19 protein-coding genes are annotated in these 24,675 nt (G+C 61.5%); 8 read left to right on the forward strand and 11 right to left on the reverse strand.

Annotated features, from left to right (window positions below; genetic code table 11):
* Positions 1 to 34 precede the first annotated feature (34 nt).
* Complete coding sequence (locus ACNAOH_RS04635; protein WP_443971593.1) at positions 35 to 1,279, forward strand: lipopolysaccharide biosynthesis protein; 1,245 nt, start codon at positions 35 to 37, stop codon at positions 1,277 to 1,279.
* Positions 1,280 to 1,290: 11 nt separating this feature from the next.
* On the opposite strand, the gene ACNAOH_RS04640 is transcribed toward ACNAOH_RS04635, so the two are convergent.
* From ACNAOH_RS04640 to ACNAOH_RS04650, 3 genes are read right to left on the reverse strand one after another with little or no spacing between them, the layout of a single operon-like run.
* A complete protein-coding gene (locus tag ACNAOH_RS04640; protein ID WP_443971594.1) occupies positions 1,291 to 2,034 on the reverse strand; it encodes an NTP transferase domain-containing protein in 744 nt (247 codons plus the stop codon).
* Complete coding sequence (locus ACNAOH_RS04645; protein WP_443971595.1) at positions 2,034 to 2,927, reverse strand: hypothetical protein; 894 nt, start codon at positions 2,925 to 2,927, stop codon at positions 2,034 to 2,036. Before ACNAOH_RS04645 ends, ACNAOH_RS04640 begins: the two co-directional genes overlap by 1 nt.
* On the reverse strand, positions 2,924 to 3,793 hold the full coding sequence (locus ACNAOH_RS04650) for a diacylglycerol/lipid kinase family protein (RefSeq protein ID WP_443971596.1): 870 nt from the start codon (positions 3,791 to 3,793) through the stop codon (positions 2,924 to 2,926). The genes ACNAOH_RS04645 and ACNAOH_RS04650 overlap by 4 nt, the downstream gene beginning before the upstream one ends.
* Positions 3,794 to 4,157: 364 nt before the next feature.
* Between ACNAOH_RS04650 and ACNAOH_RS04655 the strand changes: the two genes are divergently transcribed.
* Positions 4,158 to 5,288 carry a DUF2279 domain-containing protein gene (locus tag ACNAOH_RS04655; protein WP_443971597.1) on the forward strand — a complete coding sequence of 377 codons (1,131 nt, stop codon included), beginning with the start codon at positions 4,158 to 4,160 and terminating at the stop codon, positions 5,286 to 5,288.
* Positions 5,289 to 5,310: 22 nt separating this feature from the next.
* Here the strand turns inward: ACNAOH_RS04655 and ACNAOH_RS04660 are convergent, their stop codons facing one another.
* From ACNAOH_RS04660 to ACNAOH_RS04675, 4 genes are all read right to left on the reverse strand, one after another.
* Complete coding sequence (locus ACNAOH_RS04660; RefSeq protein ID WP_443971598.1) at positions 5,311 to 5,535, reverse strand: hypothetical protein; 225 nt, start codon at positions 5,533 to 5,535, stop codon at positions 5,311 to 5,313.
* A 112-nt stretch (positions 5,536 to 5,647) separates the two neighbouring features.
* Positions 5,648 to 6,484, reverse strand: a complete 837-nt coding sequence (gene fghA, locus ACNAOH_RS04665; RefSeq protein WP_443971599.1) for an S-formylglutathione hydrolase — start codon at positions 6,482 to 6,484, stop codon at positions 5,648 to 5,650.
* Between the two features lie 2 nt (positions 6,485 to 6,486).
* On the reverse strand, positions 6,487 to 7,479 hold the full coding sequence (gene araD1 / locus ACNAOH_RS04670) for an AraD1 family protein (protein WP_443971600.1): 993 nt from the start codon (positions 7,477 to 7,479) through the stop codon (positions 6,487 to 6,489).
* Between the two features lie 55 nt (positions 7,480 to 7,534).
* Positions 7,535 to 9,340: an IlvD/Edd family dehydratase gene (locus tag ACNAOH_RS04675; protein ID WP_443971601.1), complete on the reverse strand. Its 1,806-nt coding sequence runs from the start codon at positions 9,338 to 9,340 to the stop codon at positions 7,535 to 7,537.
* Between the two features lie 295 nt (positions 9,341 to 9,635).
* On the opposite strand from ACNAOH_RS04675, the gene ACNAOH_RS04680 reads away from it, so the two are divergent.
* The 4 genes from ACNAOH_RS04680 to ACNAOH_RS04695 all read left to right on the forward strand — a co-directional run bounded on the left by ACNAOH_RS04680 (position 9,636) and on the right by ACNAOH_RS04695 (position 14,739).
* The gene (locus ACNAOH_RS04680; RefSeq protein WP_443971602.1) at positions 9,636 to 10,967 is read left to right on the forward strand and encodes a sugar MFS transporter; all 1,332 of its coding nucleotides are present in this window, start codon (positions 9,636 to 9,638) and stop codon (positions 10,965 to 10,967) included.
* Between the two features lie 82 nt (positions 10,968 to 11,049).
* Entirely contained in the window at positions 11,050 to 11,976 is a 927-nt protein-coding gene (locus ACNAOH_RS04685; protein WP_443971603.1) for a hypothetical protein, read from the forward strand.
* A gap of 190 nt (positions 11,977 to 12,166) precedes the next feature.
* Positions 12,167 to 13,798, forward strand: coding sequence for an alpha-N-arabinofuranosidase (locus ACNAOH_RS04690; RefSeq protein WP_443971604.1), 1,632 nt, complete (start codon positions 12,167 to 12,169; stop codon positions 13,796 to 13,798).
* Between the two features lie 203 nt (positions 13,799 to 14,001).
* Positions 14,002 to 14,739: a FadR/GntR family transcriptional regulator gene (locus tag ACNAOH_RS04695; RefSeq protein ID WP_443972046.1), complete on the forward strand. Its 738-nt coding sequence runs from the start codon at positions 14,002 to 14,004 to the stop codon at positions 14,737 to 14,739.
* 16 nt (positions 14,740 to 14,755) lie between these two features.
* Here the strand turns inward: ACNAOH_RS04695 and ACNAOH_RS04700 are convergent, their stop codons facing one another.
* The 4 genes from ACNAOH_RS04700 to ACNAOH_RS04715 form a co-directional block, all read right to left on the reverse strand.
* Positions 14,756 to 16,678, reverse strand: a complete 1,923-nt coding sequence (locus ACNAOH_RS04700; RefSeq protein WP_443971605.1) for an NPCBM/NEW2 domain-containing protein — start codon at positions 16,676 to 16,678, stop codon at positions 14,756 to 14,758.
* Between the two features lie 14 nt (positions 16,679 to 16,692).
* Positions 16,693 to 17,763: an alpha/beta hydrolase gene (locus ACNAOH_RS04705; RefSeq protein WP_443971606.1), complete on the reverse strand. Its 1,071-nt coding sequence runs from the start codon at positions 17,761 to 17,763 to the stop codon at positions 16,693 to 16,695.
* Positions 17,764 to 17,870: 107 nt separating this feature from the next.
* On the reverse strand, positions 17,871 to 18,896 hold the full coding sequence (locus tag ACNAOH_RS04710) for a cupin-like domain-containing protein (RefSeq protein WP_443971607.1): 1,026 nt from the start codon (positions 18,894 to 18,896) through the stop codon (positions 17,871 to 17,873).
* A gap of 8 nt (positions 18,897 to 18,904) precedes the next feature.
* On the reverse strand, positions 18,905 to 19,597 hold the full coding sequence (locus ACNAOH_RS04715) for a SapC family protein (RefSeq protein ID WP_443971608.1): 693 nt from the start codon (positions 19,595 to 19,597) through the stop codon (positions 18,905 to 18,907).
* 282 nt (positions 19,598 to 19,879) lie between these two features.
* Between ACNAOH_RS04715 and ACNAOH_RS04720 the strand changes: the two genes are divergently transcribed.
* A complete protein-coding gene (locus ACNAOH_RS04720) occupies positions 19,880 to 22,933 on the forward strand; it encodes a TonB-dependent receptor (protein ID WP_443971609.1) in 3,054 nt (1,017 codons plus the stop codon).
* 64 nt (positions 22,934 to 22,997) lie between these two features.
* On the forward strand, positions 22,998 to 24,542 hold the full coding sequence (locus tag ACNAOH_RS04725; RefSeq protein WP_443971610.1) for a tryptophan halogenase family protein: 1,545 nt from the start codon (positions 22,998 to 23,000) through the stop codon (positions 24,540 to 24,542).
* The last annotated feature ends 133 nt before the right edge of the window (positions 24,543 to 24,675 follow it).

The following is a 24,675-nucleotide window of genomic DNA, read 5'->3' on the forward strand; positions in this document are numbered from 1 at the left end:
GCGTCCTGGCGCTGTCCGCATCATTGCGGGCAACATGGGCTGGTTGCTGGCGAGCAGTGGCCTGATGGCCGCCCTGTCGCTCATCTATCTGGGCATCACCAGCCGCACGCTGGGCATTGTGGATTTCGGCCGCTTCGCGCTGGTGACCGGCGCCTGCCAGACGATTGCTTCGCTTGTCGCCATCGAAAGCTGGAAAATCATCGTGCAATATGGCCTTGCCCATCAGGCGCGGCATGATCTCGACGCCGTCCGCCGGGTGGAGCGCGCGGCGGTGATGATGGACGTGGTGAGTGCGCTCATCGGAGCGTTAGTCGCCGCCCTGCTCTTTGCGTTCGCGCGGCCGCTTATCGGCATCAGGGGCTCCATCGGCCCTTATGCTTTCGGTTACGCATTGATCCAGCTCGCGACGGTCCGTTCGGCACCGACCGGCATTCTGCGCCTGCATGACAGGTTCGATCTCGCCGCGATCGCCGATGCCGCCACGCCGATCATGCGCTTGCTGGGCGCTCTTGCCGCTCTCGCCTTCATGCCGACCGCCAAAGGCTTCCTGATCGCATGGGGTCTGGCCGAAATCGTCACCTGCATCGCGTTCTGGCTGATGGTCCACCGCATTGGACGATTGCGAGGTCTTTTTTCGGCCCGCCTCGAAGGGAAACGGGTGCTTGAGGAGAATCCCGGCATTCTCCGGCTCATGATCAATACCAACCTTCAGGGGTCCCTCGGCCTGGCATCACGGCAACTACCGCTTCTGGTGGTCGGCGGCTATGCAGGGCCGGCGGCCGCCGGTGGGTTCCGGCTCGCCATGCAACTGGCCAACGCGCTCTCCAAGGTTGCGACACTGCTCACCCGTGCCGCCTTCCCGGAACTTGTGCGTCAGGTGAGGGATACATCGGCGGATCAGCTCGGCAGGCTGATCGGCCGCGTGACGCTCGGCTCTGCGCTGGGCGCCAGTGCGGTCATGGTGCTGGTCATCTTGCTTGGCCGGAACTTGCTGACGCTGATCGGCGGCCCGCAGTTCGGGCCCGCTTATGTGTTGTTGCTATGGCTGGCGGGGGGCGCTTGCATCGAGCTGGCGGCCGTGAGCTTCGAGCCAATCCTGCAGGCGCTCAACAAGGCGGGTTCTGCCATCATCGCCCGCGGCTCCGCAGTTGTGCTCCAGTTCGCGGCAATGATCTTCCTTTTGCCAGCGTGGGGCGCTCTGGGCGCGGCGGTGAGCGTGATGATGGGAGCCGTTTTCGCGTTTATGTTCCTCAGCCTGGCGATCAGGCGAAGGGCATAGCGAAAAACGTTTCAGCCGATGAGGGCGCGCACCTGTGCCAGATCATCCGGTTTATCAACATCGACCGCCGCCAGACCATCGCTCGCGGCCACAATACTGACCGTGACGCCGGCAAGACGCCCAAGGTGCGCCATGGCCTCCGATAATGGCAGCCGCCCCAGCAAATAGCGCAGCAGCAACCCCGGACCCAGTCTGCGGACAATGCGCCATGGCCGTTTCCGCTCTGCTTCTACCTGCTTCCACAGGGAGAACGCAGCGCCGGCCTGCGGCGTGGCGAAGTAGAAGAGATTGCAGCCCGACCAGTCGCCATCTGAGAAGCGCAGATAGGTGCGCCGCGAACCCGGTGCCGCCTGTTCCACCGCTGCCCGGCGCGCAAGCATCACAGCGACATCGCCAGTCGCGCCCGCCTGGTCGACAAAGTCCCGCACCCATTCCGGCTTCAACAGAGCATGATCGGCCGTCGTAAGTAGCATCGGCGCGCCCAGCCGGGAAAAGCCGGCGGCAGCGCTTTCACTAGGGCCGCTGCTGGCGGGAAAAACTTCGCAACCCAGAGAAAGCGCCAGCGCTTCCACTGGCCCCGGCGAGGCGGCGACCGCGATCCGCGTGGCCCCGGCCGCACGCAGAGCGCCGATCACGCGCGCCAGCATCGCCTGACCGCCGATATCGACCAGCGCCTTCTCCGGCACGCCTTCGCTGGCCGCGACGGGATCGGTCTCTCCGCGCGACCCGGCAAGAACAAGTGCTTGAAAGGACATCAGGGCCGCGCCGTCCGCCAGAGGCGAAAGAGCACGCCCGGCGCCGCCAATAGCGGGTGTCGCTCGCGCCAAGGCGTCAGCGGAATATGCACGCCGCTATGGCGCTCGATCTTCCACAGCGCATATCGGGTAGCGCCTTCGAACGTCCACGCAGCCTTGACCAGCCGCGCCACGTTCAGAGGCTTGCCCAGACGGCGGCGACGGCGCCAGCGCGCAACGACGGCGCGTCTGTCGAAATCAGACACGGGTGCAAGCGACCCGTCGCTCTCCGTGCCGATACCGGCTTCTGTCCATGCCAGCGGCAGCGTCTGTTCATACCATTCGGGCGCATTGTCCAAAATGGTGGTCCCCCGCCCCAGCGCCTCGACACGGAACTCCGCGCCATAGGTCTCGCGGAAAAGCGCCAGCCAGTAATCGCGCGCGCTGCCCTGCGCCGGCCCCAGGGCAGCGGCATATCGCGACGCCCATATAACGGCGTCCCTTACTGCGGCGCGCACCGCATCCCCTGTGATGGGGTCCGCACTGAAGACAAGCCGCGAGGGCTGGCAGAAGCGGGTCCAGATGGTGGTGTCGGCCGTTTCGTCCCGCGCCGCGCGCGCGAAGGTCTCGAGCGCCATCGTCGCGACCTTCGCGCGAATGATCTGCCCGTCGATCTCCACTTCATGATAGCTGACGTCCGGCCAGAGCGTGCGGGAGAGCCAAGGCTGCTTCCGCCCTTCCGTCAGCACATAGAAGTCCAGAATGGCGGACAGATCGCCTGTGCGCAGAGTGGAGCCATAATAGAGAACGGCAACCCCGCCTAGATGACCGGCGAGATGGGAAGCCAACCGCGTGACGGCTGGGAGTTCGGCACGATCGAGACTATCCCCGACCAGCGCGCCTAGCCGGGTCATGGCACGACGAAGTTGATCGGATCGCCGCGACCTATCAGCAGCTTGCCGGCCGGATATCGCTCGCCATCAAGGATATAGGCGCCTGGCATCGAGAGGTAGAGGCGCTCGGCATCGCGCTGAATGAAGCCGGCCCTCTCCATGCCTGCACTTTGCTTGCCCCGCAGGAGAGGCAGCAGATAACGCGCGATCCCGCGCGGCGGCGCCTCGATCGCGAGCAGCTTCAGCCCCTCACGTGCGGGACCGAAGGGCTTGAGCCCCAACGGGAGGCGCGTCAGCGTCGAGGCCAGCAGAAGATAAAGGTTGAGCGAACGGATGTCGTCGCCATCGCGCGAGACCATGACCCGCTCGCCTCGACGCCACCGGTTCTGAGCGCCTCCAAAGATGGTCTGCCCAATGGCGCCCATCATCGCCATCATGATCGCCCCACCATTGAACCATCCCTTGCGATGCGCATGCTGCGCTAGCGCGGTCGCGCGGGTGAACGCTCCTGCGCCCAGGATGAAGCCATGCTTCTCGTCATGTGCCACACCGAGCCTCGAAACAGTGAGAGGCGTTCGGGCAAGAGTGTTGCCAGCGCGATAGGCGCGAACGGCGTCCTGCAACGACCAATCGGCGGGGATGCCGAGGTCAAGCGCCAGCGCATTCGTCTTTCCCGAAGGCAGCAGAGCAACTTGTGGCATATTGCCGCTATAGACCTTCGACGCTGCGGTAAGCACTTCGCGCACTGTACCGTCGCCGCCGTCCACGATGATAAGATCCACCCCCAGGCCTGCGAAGTGGCCAAGGGCCGCCAGCAGGTCTTCCGGGCTGGCTGGCTCACGCTTCACGATATCGGCATTAGCAAGATCGAGCGGGCGCGGACGCACGCAATTCATGCGGCTCCTGGGATTCCGAATAATCCCAACTTTAGGGATGGCGAGAGGCGCTACCCCGGACGCGTCATTCCGGCGATTGAGCTCGCGTGTCATTGGAAAACGAATCGACATCGAAACAGCCTCGGAAACCTCGCGCCCGACCCGAAGGTCCAGCCAAAACAGGAAACGCCATATTGGTATTCAGCGGAGCGATTTCCATCCTTTGGCGCCTATCCGCGCATCGGCGCCGAGGAATAGTTGCATTTCCATTACAGGCACAAGCCATTATTTTATCGAGGCGACATCGTGGAATTCACATCCCGAAGCCTCACAAGGACGATTGCCGTATCCAAAGGCTGCGCATATGGCGTCAAGAATGACGCATGTGCAGCAACGCCGCCCGCAATATGGATCAAAATGGATGAGCGCGGCGGGGCTTCTTGCCCTCGTCTACGCGAGTCCGGCATTAGCGGCGCCAGCCCAGGATCTCACGGTTTTCAATCTGCCAAGACCGTCCGAAACGCTGTCCGCGACAAGCATCAGTTACAGCCTGCCGGCGCTCTCCCTGTCGAATCCGGCTCTCACCAGCCGCCGCGATGACGATGCCGCACATTTCGGGGTGCCGACCTTCCAGTCTGCCCCGTCCCTGTCACCGGATGTGAAGCCCATCTTGTCTCCGCTTGCCTACGGACCACAAGATTCGACTAGCGATGTCGGCGACCGGCCCGATCCGCAACGATTCCGGTCGTTCGGTAGCCAGGTGGGTGCGATCAAATGGGAAGTCGCGGCCCTGTTCGGCTATTATACCCTCGCCAACTCCCAGAAGATTTTCGAAGATCCGACATGGCCCCACTTCCAGAAGGAAGGGTGGTTCGGAAAGGACACGCGCAATCTGGGCGTGGATAAGCTCGCCCACACTTACAGTGCATATATCATATCCGAGATCGCCTATGCCCGCCTCAAGCGGAAGACTGGCGACGCCCCCGGCATTGCGCTCACCGCAGCCGCGATCGGGAGCGGCATCATGCTCTACACGGAGATCTGGGACAGCATTGAGCCGACCGGCGGCTGGTCCTGGGAAGATGTCGCCTTCAACAGCGCGGGCGCAGGCCTCTCCGTGCTGCGCAACACCGTGCCGGGCCTCGACCGCAAGCTCGACTTTCGCCTGATGATTATGCCCAATTCGAACATCTACTCACGACAGGGCAAGCGGCATTTCGAGCAGCAGCGTTACTTCTTCGCCCTGAAACTTGGAGGATTCAGAGCGTTCGAGAACAGTCCGGCGCGGTTCTTGGAATTGCACGCAGGCTATTATGCTAAGGACTTCACCAATGAAGACCGGGCCGCTGGTATCGAGCCCAAGCGTCGCATCTTCCTGGGCGTAGGGCTTAATCTGCGCGAGCTATTCTTCAAAAACTCCCGCAGCCGCGTCGGACGGGCGGCCGGGGAAGCACTCGACTATTTCCAGCTTCCCTACACCGCGATCCACCGACACATCACGAACTGACCGGCCGGATATTCGCTGAGGTCTAGAGAGCACCGCCGATGAGCGGGACGATGTCCTGCGCGCTGGCCGGGTCTGATGCGACCATGAAGCCAAGACCGCCTGCCGCCCCGATCGAGACTCCGCAGAGCAGATAGCCAAGCGCCCGCAGAAGCGGCGGGTGAGATCGGCCCATCTGGCGGTTGCGTCCGCACAGGGAGAGCGTCACGCTCACGGCCAGACCATAAATGAAAGCTGCAATCCCAAACATGGAGCCCATCATTTCGCAGTTGCGAAGAAAAGACATGCCCCCTTGGGGTTAATTTGCGGTGAAGCGTGCTTTCAGGCCGATCAACATTTTCGCTTTACGGATCCTTTTCAGATCACCTCAGTCGAGCGGCGTGCCAGCGGATATGATCCGCCATGAAAGTGGAGATGAAATAGTAGCTGTGGTCGTATCCGGGCTGCATGCGAATCGTCGCCGGCTGTCCAACTGCGTCACACACCTCCCGCAACAACTCGGGCTTTAACTGCTCCTGCAAGAAGTTGTCTGCCGCTCCCTGATCCACAAGCAAGTCCGGCAGACGGGCGCCATTCCGGATCAACTCCACGGCATCATAGTCCGCCCAGAGTGCCCGATCGTCTCCCAGATAGCCGGAAAAGGCCTTCTCACCCCACGGCACGCGGCTGGGCGCCACAATCGGCGCAAAGGCAGATACCGATCGAAAACGACCAGGATTGCGCAATGCGACGGTGAGCGCGCCATGGCCGCCCATCGAGTGACCGGTGATCCCCTGTCGGGTCATGTCGACGGGAAACTGCTCCGCGATCAGTGTGGGCAACTCCTGCTCCACATAGTCCCGCATATGATAATGCGTGGCGTATGGCGCCCGGGTCGCATTGACGTAGAAACCTGCGCCCAGACCGAAGTCATAGGCCCCGTCCGGATCGTCGGGCACGCCTTCGCCGCGCGGACTCGTGTCCGGCGCCACGAAGACGATGCCTGCCTCCGCGCACGCTGCCCGATATTCACCCTTCTCGGTGACATTGGCGTGCGTGCAAGTGAGGCCGGAGAGGTAGAAAAGCACAGGCAGCTTCGCACCCGGCGCGTGCGCCGGCACGAAGACAGAGAATGTCATCTCCGTGCCGGTGGAGGATGAGGCGTGGCGATAGACGCCCTGCACGCCCCCAAAGGCCAGGCTGCGAGAAACCGTCTCCATGCTCAGAGCGCGCGGATAGTGACCTGTTCCTCGTCGGCTTTGGCAAGCGGGCTGCGCAGCGGCAGCGTGAACGGCGCAGCCTCGATCTCGAAGATGTCACCCGGCTGAGTCTCAATAGCCTCTGCGAATGAAACGGTCGCCGTGCCGAAGAAATGCACGTGGACATCACCCGGCGCGCGGAACAGCGGATATTTGAAGTGGTGATGCTCCAGATTGGCCAGGCTGTGCGACATATTGTCCTCGCCGGTCAGAAACGGCCGTTCCCAGAGCGTCTGGCCGTCACGCAGAATGCGGCTCATGCCGCGAACATCCTGCGGCGGCTCGGAAACCAGCAGCTCGGGGCCGAGCGAGGCCTGACGCAGCTTGGAATGCGCAAGCCAGAGGTAATTATGACGCTCGGTGATATGATCGCTGAACTCGTTGCCGAGCGTGTAGCCGATCCGCCAGGGCGTGCCGTCCGGTCCGATGACGTAAATGCCGGCCAGTTCCGGCTCCTCGCCGCCATCCTTGGCGAAGCTCGGCATGGTCAATGCCTCGCCGGGGCCGACAAGCTGGCTACCATTGCCCTTGTAGAACCATTCCGGCTGCTGGCCCACCTGACCGTCGGCAGGCTTGCCGCCTTCGACGCCTTCCAGGAACATCCTCATGGAGTCCGTGAGCGTTTCGCCCGCAGCCGCAGCCTTGTGCATCTTGTCACGGCCTTCCGCCGAGCCGAGATGCGTCAGGCCCGTGCCCGTCATGTGGAGATGCGCCGCGTCAGGATGGTCGATCGGGGCAATGAGCAGGCCCGCATCCAGCAGTGCCGGAAGGTCGGCGGCTTCATCAGAGCCAAGACGCTCGATCGCGTCCGCAATGCTCTCTCCCTGCTCGATCGCTTGAAGCGCCAGAGAGCGCACATCCGTAACGCCGCGCACGAAATGGGCGCCTTCATCCTTCGCAGCGATGACCCGCCGCTCTCCACCGGTCCCACGATATTGCAGCAGTCGCAAACTCATTCGTCATCTCCCAAGGCAGCGCCACGGAGCGCTTTGCCGATCATCCGTCTAGCGATCAATGGCTGTCGCGCGGCAGTCCCATCGTCTGCGCAATGCGCTGATATTTCTCGGCGCCTTCCAGGATCGCGCCCTTGTCGAGCTGGCCGACCACAGCGCGCTGAATCTCCTGCCAGGGCGTCTGCGAGGCAGGATAGCGATAGCCCCCTTCCGCCTCCAGCGCAGTGCGGCGCTCGGCCAGCTCTTCGTCGGAGATCAGCACATTGACGGTGCCCTTGCGCAGGTCGATCCGCACGCGGTCGCCTGTTTTCAGCAGCGCGAGGCCACTCATCGCCGCAGCCTCGGGGCTCGCATTCAGGATCGACGGGCTACCGGACGTGCCGGACTGACGGCCATCGCCGATGCATGGCAGAGCGCTGACGCCTTCCGTGATGAGATAGGACGGCGGACGCATATTCACGACTTCCGCCGCGCCCGGATAGCCGATCGGACCAGCGCCGCGCATGAAGAGCAGCGTCTCCGGGGTGATGCCCAGAGCCGGATTGTCGATATTGTGGTGGTAGTCCTCGGGTCCGTCGAACACAACCGCCGGCCCCTCGAAGGCCTCCGGGTCGTTCGGATTGGAGAGATAGCGGCTCCGGAATTCCTCGCTGATGACGCTGGTCTTCATAATCGCCGCGTCGAAGAGATTGCCGGACAGCACGATGAAGCCCGCATCTGCCATCAGCGGCTCGCCGAACTTGCGAATGACCTTCTCGTCCTCGATCTCGACACCCCGGCAATTCTCGCCGATCGACTTGCCGTTGACCGTGAGCGCGCCCTCATGGATCAGGCCGTGCTCCATGAGCTGATTGACCACAGCCGGCACGCCGCCAGCGCGATAATAGTCCTCGCCCAGATATTCGCCGGCAGGCTGGAGATTGACCAGCAGCGGCACCTTGTGCCCTTCCGTCTCCCAGTCCTTCAGGGGAACGTCCACGCCGACATGGCGCGCAATAGCCGTGAGGTGAATGGGCGCGTTGGTCGAACCGCCGATCGCGGAGTTGACGCGAATGGCGTTGTGGAAGGCTTCCTTCGTCAGAATATCGGAGGGCTTCAGGTCCTCCGCGACCATCTCAACGATGCGCTTGCCTGTGAAATAGGCGACTTCCTGCCGATCGCGATAAGGCGCGGGAATGGCCGCCGAGCCGGGCAGCGACATGCCCAGCGCCTCGGTCAGCGAGTTCATCGTCGTCGCGGTGCCCATCGTGTTGCAATAGCCGGTCGACGGCGCCGACGAGGCAACGATGCGGATAAATTCCTCGTCGTTGATCTTGCCGGCCGCCAGCAGCTGACGCGCCTTCCACACGATCGTGCCGGAACCCGTTCGCTCACCCTTGTGCCAGCCGTTGAGCATCGGCCCGACGGAAAGCGCAATGGCGGGGATGTTGACGGTCGCCGCCGCCATGAGCGCGGCGGGCGTAGTCTTGTCGCAGCCAATAGTGAGCACGACGCCGTCCAGCGGATAGCCGTACATCACCTCGACCATGCCGAGATAGGAGAGGTTGCGATCAAGACCGGGGGTCGGGCGCTTGCCGGTTTCCTGAATGGGGTGGACCGGAAACTCCAGCACGATGCCGCCCATCTCGCGCACGCCTTCGCGCACACGCTCGGCAAGAACGAGATGATGGCGATTACACGGCGAGAGGTCGGAGCCGGTCTGCGCAATGCCGATGATCGGCCTGCCAGAGCGCAGCTCCTCGAGACTGAGGCCGAAATTGAGATATCGCTCGAGATAGAGCGACGTCATGTCGATATTCTCGGGGTTGTTGAACCAGGCCTGGCTGCGCAGTGGCTTTTTCTCGGTCATCGTCTTGCTGCTCATGCTCGAATTGAAAGGATCGTCATGGCCGAACGACGACCAGACGTCATGGAGGCGTACTGCGCGGTGCTCGGACCCAGATGTAAACTGGACTCTGGCGATCGCGGCAACATTTCCTCCCCGATGTTATCTCGAACCGCGAAAAGCAAGGACGCATTGCTTATGGTCCTCTTACTTTTGCAGCCGGTGCCACCGCCCGATTGACGGAGCCTGGCAACGCATATAGTCAGACAAATAAGCGGGCAAGCCGCAATGATGTTTCGTTCCAGATCGAGTGCAGGCGAGAGAGGGTGTAGGCATGGCGCTTCCGGCAACAGGCAATGGCGGAGCTTCGGCTTCTTCCGGCGGAATTTCGCAGAGTTACCGTCCGGCCCTTACCCTGCTTGCAAGCCTGTTCTTCATGTGGGGCTTCATCACCGTCATCAACAATACGTTGCTGCCTCATTTGCGCAGCGTGTTCGATCTCAATTATACCCAGACGACCCTCATCGAGAGCGTGTGGTTCATCGCTTATTTCGTGGCGTCGATCCCTTCGGCCAAGCTTATCGAGCGGATTGGCTACCAGAAATCGCTGGTTGTCGGCCTACTCATCATGGCGGCCGGATCGCTCGGCATGACGCTGGCTGCAAGCATCCCCTCCTACGGGGTAACGCTTGTCATGCTGTTCATCATCGCCAGCGGCATCACGCTGCTGCAGGTGGCGGCAAACCCTTATGTCGCGGTGATCGGCCCGGCTGAAACCTCGTCGTCCCGCCTTAATCTGGTGCAGGCCATGAACTCGGCCGGCACGATGCTCGCGCCGCTCTTCGGCGCCTATCTCATCCTCGGCCGATCCAAGGGCGGCACGGCGGAGGCCGGCACAGTGCTGACGCAAGCCGAGCGGCTGGCCGACGCGCAATCAGTGATTTTGCCTTATGTCATCGTCGCGGTCGTCCTCGCGGTGCTGGCCGTCATCATCGCCCGTTTCCCGCTCCCCGCCATGGGCGCAGCGACCACGCGCCACAGCAAGGAAGAGCGGAAGAATCATTCGCTCTGGAAGCACCGTAATCTGGTCTTCGGCGTGCCGGCGATCTTCATTTACCTGATCGCGGAAATCGGGGTGGCGAACCTTTTCGTCAACTTCGTCAGCCAGCCGGAAATCGCCAACCTGACCCATGAGCAGGCGGGCAAGTATCTCACCTTCCTGTGGGGCGGCATGATGATCGGTCGCTTCCTGGGCTCCGCGATCATGCAACGGATTCCGGCGGAGACCGTGCTTGCCGCCTTCTCAGTGGGGGCGTTCGTGGTGATGCTGGTGACCGTGTTCACGACCGGCCCCGTGGCTATGTGGGCGCTGATCCTCGTCGGTCTGTTCCACTCGATCATGTTCCCGACCATCTTCACGCTCGGTATCAAGGGCCTCGGCCCGCTCACCGAAGAAGGATCGGGCCTTCTCATCATGGCGATTGCCGGTGGCGCCCTCGTTGTCGTGCAGGGCTGGCTTGCGGATATTTACGGTCTGCAGGCGTCCTTCCTGCTCACCGCCGCGTGCGAGCTTTACGTGCTGTTCTACGCGCTCTGGGGCTGCAAGACGACGGGCACGCAGATGCCTGTCGCAGGTGACAAGCCAAGCGAGACCGTCGCGCATTGAGGGTCCGCCGACAGGCGCAAATGACTAAAATCTCCGGACGCTTGGGAAAGCTCGCGACGGAGCAACAGAGGGGGAGAGCGGAATGCGAGCTTTGAAAAGCGTGGGTCAGGGAGCGATGCTGCTGGCCTTCGCGATCACGGCCCTAGCCGCCTCGCCCCTCGCCGCCCAATCTCCCGAACCGGTCACGACGCCGGGCAACGGCGCCTACCCAACGCTTTATGAGCAGGTTGCGGGACTGCCCGACCATGTCGTTTATCGCCCCCGGAACATGGACGCGCTGGGCACGCAAAAGCTTCCCATCTACGTCTTCGGCAACGGCGGATGCAGCGCCGATGGCACGAGTTCGCGCAATCACCTGCTCCAGATCGCCTCGCACGGCTATCTCGCCATAGCTCCAGGCACGATTCCTGTTCCCGGCAAGAACGCCGATGAACCGTCGCAGGGCACGCCCGGCCAACTCACGCTCGCCACGCCGGCGGACGCCCTCTCGACCGCGATCGACTGGGCCGTGCGCGAGAACGAGCGGGCGGGTAGCCCATTCTATCACCGCCTCGCGACGGACAAGATCGCGGCCTCAGGTTGGAGCTGCGGCGGCCTGCAAGCAATCATCACTGCGCAGGAGCCGCGCGTGAAGACGGCCGTCATCATGAATAGCGGCGTGTTCAATGGCGCGAGCCCCATCCCCGGACTCAACGCCACCAAGGCGATGGTCGACACGCTGCACGGCTCCGCCCTCTACATCTTGGGCGGACCGGATGACATGGCCTATCCGAACGGCACGGACGACTTCCGCCGGATCACCACTTTGCCCGCTGCCCTGGTCAACATCCCGGTGGGCCATGGCGGCACATATATGGAGCCGAATGGAGGCATCGCAGCGGAAGTCGTGACGGCCTGGCTCGACTGGAAGCTGAAGGGCGACACCGTCGCAGCGAAACAGTTCGAAGGCGGCGCCTGCGGCTTCTGCAAGGACAGTCGCCTCACCATAGAACGCAAGAATATTCGCTGAGATGAGAGCGCCGGCCGCTCCTTTTGGGTTCGCCGAGCGAAACAGTCGCGCAGTCGTTGCGCAATATTTGTCGGACTATATGATCGCGCCGAAACCCCGGTAAACGCATTTGATGATCGCCGCCGACGCGAGCCTTGGTAGCCCCGCAACGGGCTGAACCCTGGAGAGGCGGCATAGAAAGGGAGAAGCAATGTTCAGGACCAACCGACCGCTCTGCATGGCGCTATTGCTTGCAGGAGCGGCCGCGCCGGTATTCGCCCAGTCCGGGCAGAATAGCGCGGTGCCCATCGCCGTCGATGCCACGAAGCCGGGCGCCAAGATCGACCGCAATATCTTCGGTCAGTTCGCTGAACATCTCGGCACCGGTATCTATGGCGGTGTCTGGGTTGGCAAGGACTCGCCCATTCCGAACGTCCGCGGCATCCGCTCGGACGTCGTGGGCGCGCTCAAAGCCATCAAGGTGCCCAATGTGCGCTGGCCGGGCGGCTGCTTCGCCGACGAGTATCACTGGCGCGACGGCATTGGCGATCCCAAGAAGCGCAGCATCACCGCGAACGCCAACTGGGGCGGCGCGGTCGAGGACAACGCCTTTGGCACGGACGAGTTCTTCGACTTCGCCAAGCAGATCGGCACTGAGGCCTATGTCTCAGTGAATGTCGGCTCCGGCACGATCAAGGAAGCTGCCGACTGGATGGCGTACATGACCGCGTCACCAAACAGCACAGCCGGGAAGGAACGCGCGGCCAATGGTCACCCGGAGCCTTACAAGGTCAAATATGTCGGCCTGGGCAATGAGAGCTGGGGCTGTGGCGGGTCGATGACGCCCGAGCATTATGTCGACGAAATGAAGAAGTACGCGCGTTTCGTCCGCAACTATAACCCCGCGCAGCAGGTCAACACCAATCCCGCGACCAGCCCCTCAAAGGCGCCGGCCAATGTGGAAGAGATGCAGCGCATCGCCGTCGGCCCGAATGGTGACGACACATCCTACACCGAAGCCGTGATGAAGGCGTGGAAGGATCACGATTGGGCTTGGAACATCGAAGGCCTCTCGCTTCACTCCTACACCGTGGTGAAGTGGCCCCCTGCCGTTCCGAGCATCAACTTCGGGGAAAGCGAATATGCCGCGATCCTGAAGTCCACGCTGGAGATGGACAATCTGATCCGCCTGCATGGCGCGATCATGGACAAATATGACCCGGAGAAGAAAGTCCCGCTCGTCGTGGACGAATGGGGCACCTGGTATGCCAAGCTCCCCAACAGTCCCGAGGGCTTCCTCCAGCAGCAGAACTCGATGCGCGACGCGATGGTTGCGGCGCTCAACATTAACATCTTCGCCAGGCATGGCGACCGTGTGCGCATGGCCAACATCGCGCAGATGGTGAATGTGCTGCAGGCCATGATCTTTACGGACGGGCCGAAGATGGTGCTGACGCCCACCTATCACATCTTCAAGATGTACGTGCCGTTCCAGGATGCGACGCTGGTTCCCGTCTCGTTCGACGCGGGCACTTACACCAGTGGCGACATCAAACTGCCACGAGTGGATGCCATCGCCGCGCGTGATGCGGCCGGCAAGCTCTGGCTGACCGTCACCAATCTTGACCCCAATCGCCCGGCCCGTATCGAGGCGTCGTTCAAAGGCGTGACCGCCAGAACGGCGCGGGGACAAGTGCTTACCGCTCCGCGCGTGGACAGCATCAACACCTTCGCTGCGCCGACCACCGTGGCGCCCAAGCCGTTTACGGGATCGGCTGGCCGTAACGGCGTGGTTCTCGATCTGCCGGCCAAATCGGTCGTCGTGGTCGAAATCGGCTCTTAAAATCTGGGGGCGGCGCCAGTGATAATCGGCGCCGCTCCTGCCTCTCTTCGAGGCAAATAGTAGCATTTTTGCCGACGCGGCTTCTCGGGTTGCAAGTCGGACAGCGAAAAAGATAAGAATTAGAGATAAGAAAAAGGCTGACCCAAAGGGCAGCCAACATAAAAGAGGGAGAGCCCACAGCGGTGGAGAAGCACGGCACGTCCATCCCGGAGCGCAAGACGCCTCCCCCGCTCGCCCCGTCCCCCAAAGGCTCCGGCCGCCGATTACGTGGCGCCGTCGCGCATTATCTCGGCACTGCCATCGTCTCCGGGCAGATCGCCCCAGGCGAGACGCTCACGGGTGAAGTCGCCAATGCCGAGGCGCTGGACATATCCCGCAGCGCCTATCGCGAAGCCGTGCAGGTGCTCGTCGCCAAGGGACTGGTGGAGAGCCGCACCAAGGCCGGCACCCGCGTGCTTCCGCGCAGCCGCTGGGCCATTCTCGATCCCACTGTGCTTGCCTGGGCCTTTTCCGGAGAGCCGGACATCGAGTTTGTCCGCGACCTGTTCGAATTAAGGGCCATTGTGGAGCCCGCAGCAGCGCGACTTGCCGCTGAACGGCGCGACAGGGAGCATATCAGGACCATGAAGGACGCGCTGAGCGCCATGCGCCAGCATACGCTCGCCACGGAGGCAGGGCGCGTCGCCGACCGAGACTTTCACGATGCGATCCTCGCCGCCACGCAGAACGACACGCTTGTTGCATTGAGCGCGAGCATTGGGGCCGCCGTGAACTGGACGACCGAGTTCAAGCAGCGATCACGTGCGCTACCACGCGACCCCATTCCCGATCACGCGCGGGTTTATGAGGCAATCGCAGCCGGCGACCCGGAAGCCGCCAGCGCCGCCATGCGGAACCTTGTGGACCTTGCGCTGGAAGACACCCGATCGGCCATGCTCTGATCGCAGGGGCGCGGCCTTAGCGCTGAAAGGCCGCATCCCCCCACACCACCGGGTCGGAAAAGCGCATCGGCCGCGGTGTTCGCGCGACCAGTTCGACCAGCTTCACGCCGCGCACATCCGCAGTAACCGCCACTGGCGCATCGCCGAACTTGATCGGCTTCGTCTTCGTCAGCAGCTTGCCGTCGCCATAGACCGCGAAAGATACAGGCTGGCTGCGGTCCCGTGCTGAAACGTCGACCCCCACAGTCGCAGTGAAACGGCCATAGCCCGCGTTCCGCACTTCCAGCCGCGAGTTGGCCAGCACACCGAGGCCAGTGTCGAAGCGCTTGTCTCCGATCGTGAGCTGCTGTCCATAAGGCGAGGAATCGGCCTGAGCCCCGCCCCATCCGCCATAGCGTGGCGGCTCACGTGTAGCGCGCGTGTTCTGCCAAGGCAGCAATGCGCGGTGCACCAGCGGCTCGGCTTCGGGCACGGTCACGCCGTCGACAGCAGGATTTACGCTGCCGGGCTGCTCGGAAAGATAAATACCGTCGGCCAGTCGCCGGGTGCCGCGCGCGGTGAAAACCAGTGTCTCGCGCCCCGCGAGCTTGAACTTCTGCTGTCCTTTGAAACGAAGCCGCTCGTTGCTCCAGAGGTTGGTGAGGTCGACGTCGGCATCCGCCAGGAACTTCAGATGCTCGGCCATCAAGGTCGCTTCGATGGGGGCCGAGGTGCGATTGAGGATCGCGACACCCTTCTCGCCATTGGCGAGCGTCTTGACGAAGATCGACACGTCGCCGGAGTCGAACGCCAGCACCGCCTGATTGCCGGCCGGATCCTGATTGAGAGCAATGACGCGCTCATTGCCGAAGATGTCCATGAGCGCCTTGGGCGCCTTGCGCAGGTCATAGCCGATCATGAGCGGCGAATTGACGATGGCCCAGAGGCTGAAATGCGATCGCGCCTCGGTGAGATGGTCAGTATCGAATTCCCCGCTGCCGACGAAGAGCATATCCGGGTCGTTCCAAGAACCGGGATGCGCATACAGTGGGCGGCGCGCGGTGCTGTCGAGATTATGAAGCATCCGGCTCCAGTTAGGTGAGATATCCTCGCTCGTGCGGGAAATGCTGCCCAAGTCCTTGGCCCAGGATCGCACGTCCGCGGCGCCCCAGATGCAGATCGAGAAAATGAAGTCATTGTCGGGATTGTGCCGGGCCAGCGCATCGCCGACCTCCGTGTAGAGCTTGCGGACTGCAGCGACGTCCGTTCTCCCCAGAGAGTCGCTGTCGACAATCGGGGTGAACGCCCGAAACCGGCCCGAAGTTACTTTTTCGGTCGTCTCGCCCAGTCCCCTGAGACCGCATCCATCAACCTTGATGAGATCGAAACCCCAATCCGCGAAGTAGAGCTTTATGTCCTGGTCGACATGACCATAGAGGCCGACTTCGCGTTCCGCGATCGACCCCTGCGGCTGATTGGGCAAATCCGGGCCATAAATCTGGCCGCAGCTATTGCGACCGACATCCGAATAGATACCGGCCTTGAAGCCCATAGCATGCAACCTGTCCGTCAGGGGGCGGAAGCTGGTGCTCCCGTCCGGCATCGCGGCGGAAGGGAAATTGGCCGTGCGAATGACCATGCGGCCATCGGGCTGGTTGCGCCTGAGCCACCAGCCGTCATCAATGTCGATGTAGCGAAAGCCCTTCTTGGCCAGTCCAGAGTCAATGATGATCTGCGCCGATGCCAGCAGCTTCTCTTCGTCGATATCTGTGGCGAATGCATTCCAGCTGTTCCACCCCATGGGCGGAAGCTGCGCGGCTCCGCGACTATAGGCTGTCCAGCGCCCGGTCGGCGACAAGGTGTCGGCCGCCGCCGGAACCGCTAGGGCAATCAAGGCAGCGGCTCCACATAGCCGGGCCGCCCATTTTCCAAGCCCATTCAAACTGGAGCTTTTCTTCATCGACTTCGGCATGGTCAGAACACCAGGTTCTGGCTGAAGAAGGGCATCACGTAGTTTTGGATGCGGGTCGGCACATTATTGGTGTGATCGCCGGAATAAATCTCGAAGCCGTTCTTGACCCCATAGCTCTCCAGAAGTTCATGCAGCTTCTGGGTGTCGCCCTTGAGGCCATCCTTGTCACCCACGTCCATCGAGATCGCCTTATAGCGGCGCAACTGGCCGATATATTGATCCACGAAAGAAAGCGGCGCATTGGCGGCCCACTTCGCGAGGACCGCGTTTTTCTGCGCATCATCACCATCAGGCAGGTCGAGATAAAGCGGCGCCTTTTTTGGATTGGGCGACCACGCAGCTGCGGAAGCAAGTTGCGCACGCACGCCCCAGGGGAGCTTGGCGGCATCGGCCGGCGTCTTCACGGATGCCAGCGCTTCCTTGAGTTCCGGACTAACCGGAGCAGCAGCGCGCGCTGACATGCAGCACGGGCTCATGAGGTAAAGCGCCCCAAACACATCGGAATGCTTCATGCCAATGCGGCTTGCGCCGTAGCCACCCATGGAATGGCCCACGAGGCCCCTGCTCTCCCGCTTGGCAAGGGTCCGATAATGCCCGTCAATATAGGCCACCAGATCACGCCAGACGAAGGTCTCAAAATCGCCCACGGTCGCTCCACCGGAATACATCGACCCGTTATGGACAGTCTTGCTGTCAGGAAAAACGACGATGACCTCTTTCGCGCCGCGCGCGAAGGCCCCCTCAATCGTCTGCGGCGCATGGATCTCCCCGACCCATTGCTCGGCGCCGATCGAATAGCCGTGCAGCGCATAGACGACGGGATAGCGCTTGCCCGGATTGCTCGCATAGCTGGGCGGCAGCATGACCACGACGTCGCGGTCCGCCGAATTGCCTTCAAGGTTCCCCTCCAGGGCTGCGGAATGGACCTTGATTCGTTCGATCTTGAGAGCCTTGGCGCCCGCCTCGACTGGCGGCGCGATCGTATTCACCTGCGCTCCCGCCTGTTGCGCACCGGCAGCGGCCAAAAAGAGGGAAGCGGCGCTCAGCAGCACCTTCGACGAACGGCTTTTCATGTCAGCATTCCTCCCCACGGACGGGCCAGCCGCCGCATCTCCAAGTCGGTTTATTTGTCCGACTATATATGATCGAGTCAATCGATCCGGCGCAATTTGTGTTTCGCTTAGCCGCCCCGCAGCAATTGCATGACCAGCGCGCGGATTCTGCCATAGTTCCCACTGGCCAGCGGCCCGAGGATGCCATGCTTCTCGGGAGACAGATGCGCGAGTGGATGACCGTCTGGTCGGAAAACATAATGGTCGAAGAAGGCGCGCCAGGCTTCCCGCTCGCGTGCGGGGCGCTCGGCAATCGTTATCATTGCAAGCAGCATCGCGGTGTTGGGCGCATCGGGGCCAGCGCTGAACGCATCCCACCAGTAGTTCACCAGCATGTTGACCGGATCGAGCGCCTCGACCTGATGCCACCAGAGCTTGGGCAGATAGAGCGCGTCCCCCGGCCCCAGATCAGCGACGAGCGCGCGGTCGCGGATGGCCTCGAAGCGCGGATAGCGCGGATCGCCCGGCGCCGTTCCGGCAGCGAGGCTGACGGGACGCCCTGCCATCGTATGATCGACCGGCCCGACATAGAGATCCGCTACGGCCTCGGGCGGATACAGCGTGAATCGGCGGCGACCAGCGATAACGCAGGCGATATTGTCAAACGTATCGTTGTGACAGGCGACATTGGACGCATTGCCGAGCCAGATGCGTGGGCCGACTGACGACGGTACTGCGGGCATCTCATTTTCCTGCGCGAATCCGGGCAGGAAGATGTCCGCCTCGATCGATCCGAGATAGACGCTCGGCAATCCGGGCTTGGCGGCGTTGGCAAGAATGCGATCCAGCGCGCCAAGGACATCGGTGTCGAAACGGTCGAAATTGAACCCTTCGAGCGCCTCGCCATAAGCGTATCTCCCCTCGATCGCGGGAGCGCCGATAAATCCCTCCGCGCGCGCTGAGTTGGCGAAGCGCGCAAGATAGGCCTTCAGTGCGTCGAGAGAGGATTGCCCGGCACGAAAGACCGGCCAGTTTTGCACCGCGGCGCGCATGACGACAGGCTCGCAGTTCTCAACGATCGCGCTCCGAAACGCCTCCCGATCGGCGATGAGAACCGCATCGGCTTCGCCAACATGCGCGGAGGAACTCGTCAAGGCAATGCTCAGGACGACGCGGTGAGTCGCGCGTTGCGACGACGGGCCAGAACCGCGATCTGATTGAGGGAGAACGTCATGGACATCGCCGCCTGCAGATAGCCATTACGGAAAAGCGCGAGGATTTCATGATCCGGCAGATCATTCAGAGTGTCGCGGCTGACTGTATACAGGCCCTCAAGCTGGATGTCCTTTCCGTCATCGAAGCTGAGCGAGATGTCGATCGGCTCAATCGCCTTGAGGCGCAGAAGCTCCGCAATGAAGGTTCGCGTCGCCGCGAGGCCCGCGTGCAGTTGGCCCAATATGGACTGGATCTTCCGCATGGCCTGCGTCGGCTCTCCGTCCGCATCGAAAAGCGCGATCAATGCGCCCGCACCGAAGCGCGGGTGAGCGACATCGACCGCTATATTCTCGTCTGCAGTAAAGAATCCCTGACGCTGCATGTCCAATGGCTGAAAAATCGAGCCATTCTTCGCGTTATCCTCGAACAACACTTCGCCCGGCTCAAAACCGAAGAGCGCCGCTGCATAGAATTCTCCCGTCGCGGAATCCTTGGCGAAAAAGATCGGGCAAGTACTTGCTGCAGCAGGAAATTCATTCAGGGCGATGGGCACGAAATGCGGGTGCGGAATACCCGGATCTTGCCGGACGCTGAGGGCCCGATGAGTCTCGTTGTTCAATAGTTCGATTTGCTGGGCCATGCCCTCTCCTCACCCTCAAATTCGTTAACTCTGCGACTACGCCCGTTAACTACCGGTTCCCTAGCCCTCTGGCCGTTCTTGTCACGACTTGGCGGTATCTTTGCAACAGTCGAAACCGAAGTTTTAAACGCAGACAAATTATTCTTGATAGCGCTACCTTTCACAGTTACCCCTTGTCTCAACCGTTGCAATAGATTTCGGAGTCGAGGGGATGCACGTCCAGGCTAAGCGCCTGGCGTCCGTTAACTTCACCTCCATAAGTCGACTGTGCGGTTGAACGCATTGGTTCTTGGCGCGCTCATCTTCGGAAGGGCGGGTCGCAACCGGACCTTTAGGGGAGGTTTTTATATGACAAGTCTTTCGACGCCATCGCAGATGCGCCGGCGTCTCGGCAGCCGCATCGCACTGAGCACGGCTGCTAGCGTTCTGGCGATTGCGACACCGGCAGTTGCGCAGACCACCGCGCCTGCGGACGACGAAGCCATCATCGTCACCGGTATCCGTGGCTCCTTGCAGCGCAACCTCGACATCAAGCGCGCGGCACCTGGCGTCGTGGAAGCGATCTCGGCAGAAGATATCGGTAAGTTCCCGGATACCAACGTCGCATCGGCGCTCCAGCGCCTGCCCGGCGTGGCAATCTCGCGTGACGGCCGTCGCGGCGAAGCGAACGGCATCATCGTCCGCGGCTTCGGTGGCGACTTCAACGAGACGCTAGTGGATGGACGTCACCTCTCCACGGCGACCGGCGGACGCAGCATCGACTTCACTACTGTCGGCACAGACTTCGTCGGCGGCATGCGCGTCTACAAGACACCTGATGTTTCGCTTGGCGCTTCGGCCATTGGTGCGACGCTGAACATTCTGATGCCGAAGCCGCTCGACAAGCCCGGCTTCCACTCAGCCATTATCGCTTCCGGCCAGATGCAGTCGCGTCGCGAAAAGATCTCGCCCACCGTCGGCGCTCTGGTCTCGAACACCTTCGCAGACGATACGATCGGTGTGCTGGCTTATGCCGCCTATCGTCGCAACGACACTTCGACGAACCGCGTGTTCATCCCGAGCTGGGTTGGCGGTTATTCCTATCAGTGTCAGCTAACTGCACAGTGTCGCCCGAACAACAACGATGGCGTCAATGCTGCGAACGAAATGACGCCGGCGAATCAAACGGTTCTCCGTTGGTTCCCGCAGCAGAATGGTGCGGAGCAAGTCATCGTTCGTGACGAACGCTTTGATGCGCGCGTTGCGGTGCAATGGCAGCCGACGGAGAACCTGCTGCTGACGTTGGACGACAACTTCTCGCGTCAGACGGTCCATCAGAATAGCTATGGCTATGCAGCTTGGTTCAATGGCGACGACCTGCGTAATATCAAGCTCGACAGCAATGGTACGGTGACCGACTTCACCCAGTTTGGTACGCCGATGGACTATAACTCGGGCGTCTCGCACAACGTCCGGATGACCAACCAGATCGGCGCGAATCTGAAGTGGGATGCGAGTGAAAACCTGCGGTTCGAACTTGATGCCACGACATCGCGCAGCTGGCTGAACCCGAACGGCGGCCTCTCCTCGCAGAACTCCGACATCGGCTTTGGCGGCTTCAACCCCGGCAGTGTTGGCGGTGCTCCGGCCACCTTCTACACAAACAATCCGGCTTGCGTCGGCGCCAATGCCAACGCTCCGGTTGGTTGCTCCACTCTGCTGGGTGCGAATACCGGTGTCAGAATTCTGGGTAATAGCGGCAGCTATGTTCCTGAAATCTACAATGTCGGCCCTGCCGGCAACACCTCGCAGTTCCTCAACACGGCGCTCATGGGTACGCACGTGCTCACGTCCGACCGCAACAAGAACGACGACCGCATCCGGGAATTCCGCGGATCGGTGGAATGGCACAAGGATACGTTCAGCGTAATGCTGGGCGGCCAGTATCGCGAAGATAAGTTCAACATTCGCAGTGGCAGCTTGTTCTACAATAATCTGTGGCAGTCTTTTGCCGGCTATGGTTCGCCTTCGGGTCGTACCTCGGGCGTAATCAATCTGCCTGCGAGTATCTTCACGGGTACGGTGAACACGGATGGCTTCATTCCAGGATACGACGGCAATCTGGCGCCAGGGATCCTGAAGTACAACAGCGAAGCTTTGTACAGCTATCTGGAGAGCCTCGGCAATCCACAGACAAAGAACATCCCTGGCTTCAACTACGCAGACGCGCAGGCAAACGCGAACTACACCGGCAGCCTGTTCCCCGTCATCGATCCGGGTAGCTACCGTCAGGTGCAGGAGAAGACCTGGTCGGTCTTCATGAAGACGAATTTCGAAACCGAAATCGCCGACATGCCCTTCCGCTTCAATGCGGGTATCCGCGCCGAGACAACGCATCTTCGCACGGACGCGGTCGGCCGTCAGCCGACTGCGCTTTTGACGAGCGCGAGCGATCCCACACTGCTTAGTGTGACTCTCTCTCCGCCGGTGAATGTGAGCCGGACGAGCAGCTATACGTTCCTGCTGCCCAGCGTCGACGCCAAGCTGGAAATCACGCCTGAACTTAACCTCCGTCTCGATGCGTCGCGCACATTGACGCGTCCGGGTCTAGGTTCGATCAACCCAGTGGTGAACGTCAGCACACTGCAGCGTATCGGCTCGCTAACCGGTAGCGGCGGTAACCCGGACCTGTTGCCCTATCTGTCGGACAACTTCGACGCAGCCCTTGAATGGTACTATCAGCAGAACTCGTACATCGCGGTCGATTTCTTCCTGAAGCACGTCACGAACTTTGTCGTGAATGGCGTGACGCGTACCGGCCTCAATGGTGTTGTCGATCCAACGACGCGGCAGCCGGCAGTTTTTGCGGTTTCAGCATCCGTCAACGGACCTGAGGCCACAATCCGCGGTGTCGAAATCGCGCTCCAGCACGTATTTGGTGACAGCGGCTTCGGCCTCCAGGCCAACGGCACCTTCGTGGGTACCAACAAGCCTTATGATCGCGCCAATCTGACCACCTCAGGCTTCGCCGTAACCGGTCTGGCGAATTCGGCGAACTTCGTCGGCTTCTACGACAAGAACGGCTTCCAGGCACGTGTCTCGGCCAACTGGCGGGATGAGTACATCTCGGGCTTCGGCGGCAATGGTGCATTCGGTGCCGAACCGATCTATGTGGACAAGCAGGTCCAGGTTGATCTTTCGACCAGCTATGATGTCACGAAGGAGCTAACGATCTTCGCCGAAGCGTTGAACGTCAACAATTCAACGTACAGCACGCATGGTCGCTTCAGTAACCAGCCACTGGATATCTTTTCCTATGGACGGCGTTTCACCGCTGGTGCGCGCTTCCGCTTCTAACCTCTGACCCAACTGGGGGGCGTCTGCTAAAGTGGACGCCCCCCACTCTTTTCTGCAGGTTCCCATGGTAACCCCCGTTCGCAATGTCGTGATCGTCGGTGGCGGAACCGCCGGCTGGTTGACCGCTGGCATTATCGCTGCCCGGCAAAAGGGCAGGATCCCCCACAGCTTTTCCGTGACGCTGGTTGAGTCCCTCAATGTGCCGATCATCGGCGTTGGCGAGGGAACCTGGCCCACTCTCCGCTCCACGCTCAAGAAGATGGGCGTGTCCGAAACCGATTTCTTTCGCGAGTGCGACGCCTCCTTCAAGCAGGGCGCCAAGTTCGCGAAATGGACCACCGGCGCCGACGACGACGCCTATTATCATCCATTGGTTCTGCCGCAGGGCTTCGAGCGCGTGAACCTGGTGCCGCACTGGCTCGCGCGCGAAACCGACCAGAGCTTCTGCGACGCGGTTTGCCCCCAGGGCAGGATCTGCGACGATGGTCTCGCGCCCAAGGCAATTACCACTCCGGAATATGAGGGTGCGGCGAATTACGCTTATCACCTCGACGCCGGCAAGTTCGCACCCTTCCTCACGCGGCATTGCACCGAGAAGCTCGGCGTGCGTCACGTCCTGGCGGATGTGCAGCGCGTGGAGATGAAGGAAAATGGCGACATCCGCGCGATCGTGACGGAGCAGGCCGGCGAGATTGAAGGCGATCTCTTCATCGATTGCACTGGCTTTCGCGCGTTGCTGCTGGGTGATGCGCTCGGTGTCCCCTTCAAGGACTGCAACGACGTGCTCTTTTGCGACACGGCCCTCGCAGTCCAGGTGCCTTACGAGAGCGAGAGCAGCCCGATCGCCAGCAACACCGTTTCCACGGCGCAATCTTCCGGTTGGATCTGGGATATTGGCCTGCCCTCACGGCGCGGTACGGGCCATGTCTATTCGAGCAGCCACATTTCCGACGACGAGGCAGAACGCGAGTTACGCGCTTATCTGGATGGCGTGGGCGCGGACCTCCCTGTGCGAAAAATCTCCATCCGCTCGGGCCATCGTGAGACGTTCTGGAAAGGCAACTGCGTCGCCGTCGGCCTTGCTGCCGGTTTTCTGGAACCGCTCGAAGCCTCGGCGATCGTTCTCATCGAGCTTTCGGCGAAGCTGATTGCCGAGCAAATGCCGGCGAACCGCGAAGTCATGGACGTCATCGCCTCCCGCTTCAATGCGACCACCCATTATCGCTGGGGTCGGATTATCGACTTCCTGAAGCTGCACTATGTGCTGACCAAGCGTGAGGACAGCGACTTCTGGCGCGACAATCTGCGCGAGGAAAGCATTCCCGATCGTTTGCAGGAGCTCCTACTTCTGTGGAAATACCAGTCCCCTTGGTTCCATGACGAGTTCGACAGGATCGAGGAGGTCTTCCCCGCCGCCAGCTATCAATATGTGCTCTACGGCATGGGCTTCCGCACCGAAGTCGACGAAGCGGCAATCGCGGACGAAGTGCGGCAGGCGGAACGCGCGATGCGGGAGAATATGCTTCAGACCGATAGGCTGCGTGCAGGCCTTCCACGGCACCGCGATCTTATCCGAAAGATCGTCGAGCACGGACTGCAACCGGTTTGACGGGTGCTAAGCAAATCCGGGCTTTTCCGATCGACATTCGTCGTTGGACGACAGCCATTCGCTTTTCCGAAACACAAGCTGAAGCGCCGCAATTCAGATAGGCAGCCGAGTCGCTGGGGGGCACTCGGCGCCG

The sequence above is a fragment of the Sphingobium sp. CR28 genome (assembly GCF_052327305.1).
Taxonomy (GTDB): domain Bacteria; phylum Pseudomonadota; class Alphaproteobacteria; order Sphingomonadales; family Sphingomonadaceae; genus Sphingobium.

Excerpts from the sequence above, each read along its gene's own strand:
- ACNAOH_RS04635 (WP_443971593.1), top strand. The coding sequence starts at position 35 with ATGGGCTGGTTGCTGGCGAGCAGTGGCCTGATGGCCGCCCTGTCGCTC.
- ACNAOH_RS04640 (WP_443971594.1), bottom strand. The coding sequence starts at position 2,034 with ATGTCCTTTCAAGCACTTGTTCTTGCCGGGTCGCGCGGAGAGACCGAT.
- ACNAOH_RS04645 (WP_443971595.1), bottom strand. The coding sequence starts at position 2,927 with ATGACCCGGCTAGGCGCGCTGGTCGGGGATAGTCTCGATCGTGCCGAA.
- ACNAOH_RS04655 (WP_443971597.1), top strand. The coding sequence starts at position 4,158 with ATGACGCATGTGCAGCAACGCCGCCCGCAATATGGATCAAAATGGATG.
- ACNAOH_RS04660 (WP_443971598.1), bottom strand. The coding sequence starts at position 5,535 with ATGTTTGGGATTGCAGCTTTCATTTATGGTCTGGCCGTGAGCGTGACG.
- fghA (WP_443971599.1), bottom strand. The coding sequence starts at position 6,484 with ATGGAGACGGTTTCTCGCAGCCTGGCCTTTGGGGGCGTGCAGGGCGTC.
- araD1 (WP_443971600.1), bottom strand. The coding sequence starts at position 7,479 with ATGAGTTTGCGACTGCTGCAATATCGTGGGACCGGTGGAGAGCGGCGG.
- ACNAOH_RS04675 (WP_443971601.1), bottom strand. The coding sequence starts at position 9,340 with ATGAGCAGCAAGACGATGACCGAGAAAAAGCCACTGCGCAGCCAGGCC.
- ACNAOH_RS04680 (WP_443971602.1), top strand. The coding sequence starts at position 9,636 with ATGGCGCTTCCGGCAACAGGCAATGGCGGAGCTTCGGCTTCTTCCGGC.
- ACNAOH_RS04685 (WP_443971603.1), top strand. The coding sequence starts at position 11,050 with ATGCGAGCTTTGAAAAGCGTGGGTCAGGGAGCGATGCTGCTGGCCTTC.
- ACNAOH_RS04690 (WP_443971604.1), top strand. The coding sequence starts at position 12,167 with ATGTTCAGGACCAACCGACCGCTCTGCATGGCGCTATTGCTTGCAGGA.
- ACNAOH_RS04700 (WP_443971605.1), bottom strand. The coding sequence starts at position 16,678 with ATGAAGAAAAGCTCCAGTTTGAATGGGCTTGGAAAATGGGCGGCCCGG.
- ACNAOH_RS04705 (WP_443971606.1), bottom strand. The coding sequence starts at position 17,763 with ATGAAAAGCCGTTCGTCGAAGGTGCTGCTGAGCGCCGCTTCCCTCTTT.
- ACNAOH_RS04715 (WP_443971608.1), bottom strand. The coding sequence starts at position 19,597 with ATGGCCCAGCAAATCGAACTATTGAACAACGAGACTCATCGGGCCCTC.
- ACNAOH_RS04725 (WP_443971610.1), top strand. The coding sequence starts at position 22,998 with ATGGTAACCCCCGTTCGCAATGTCGTGATCGTCGGTGGCGGAACCGCC.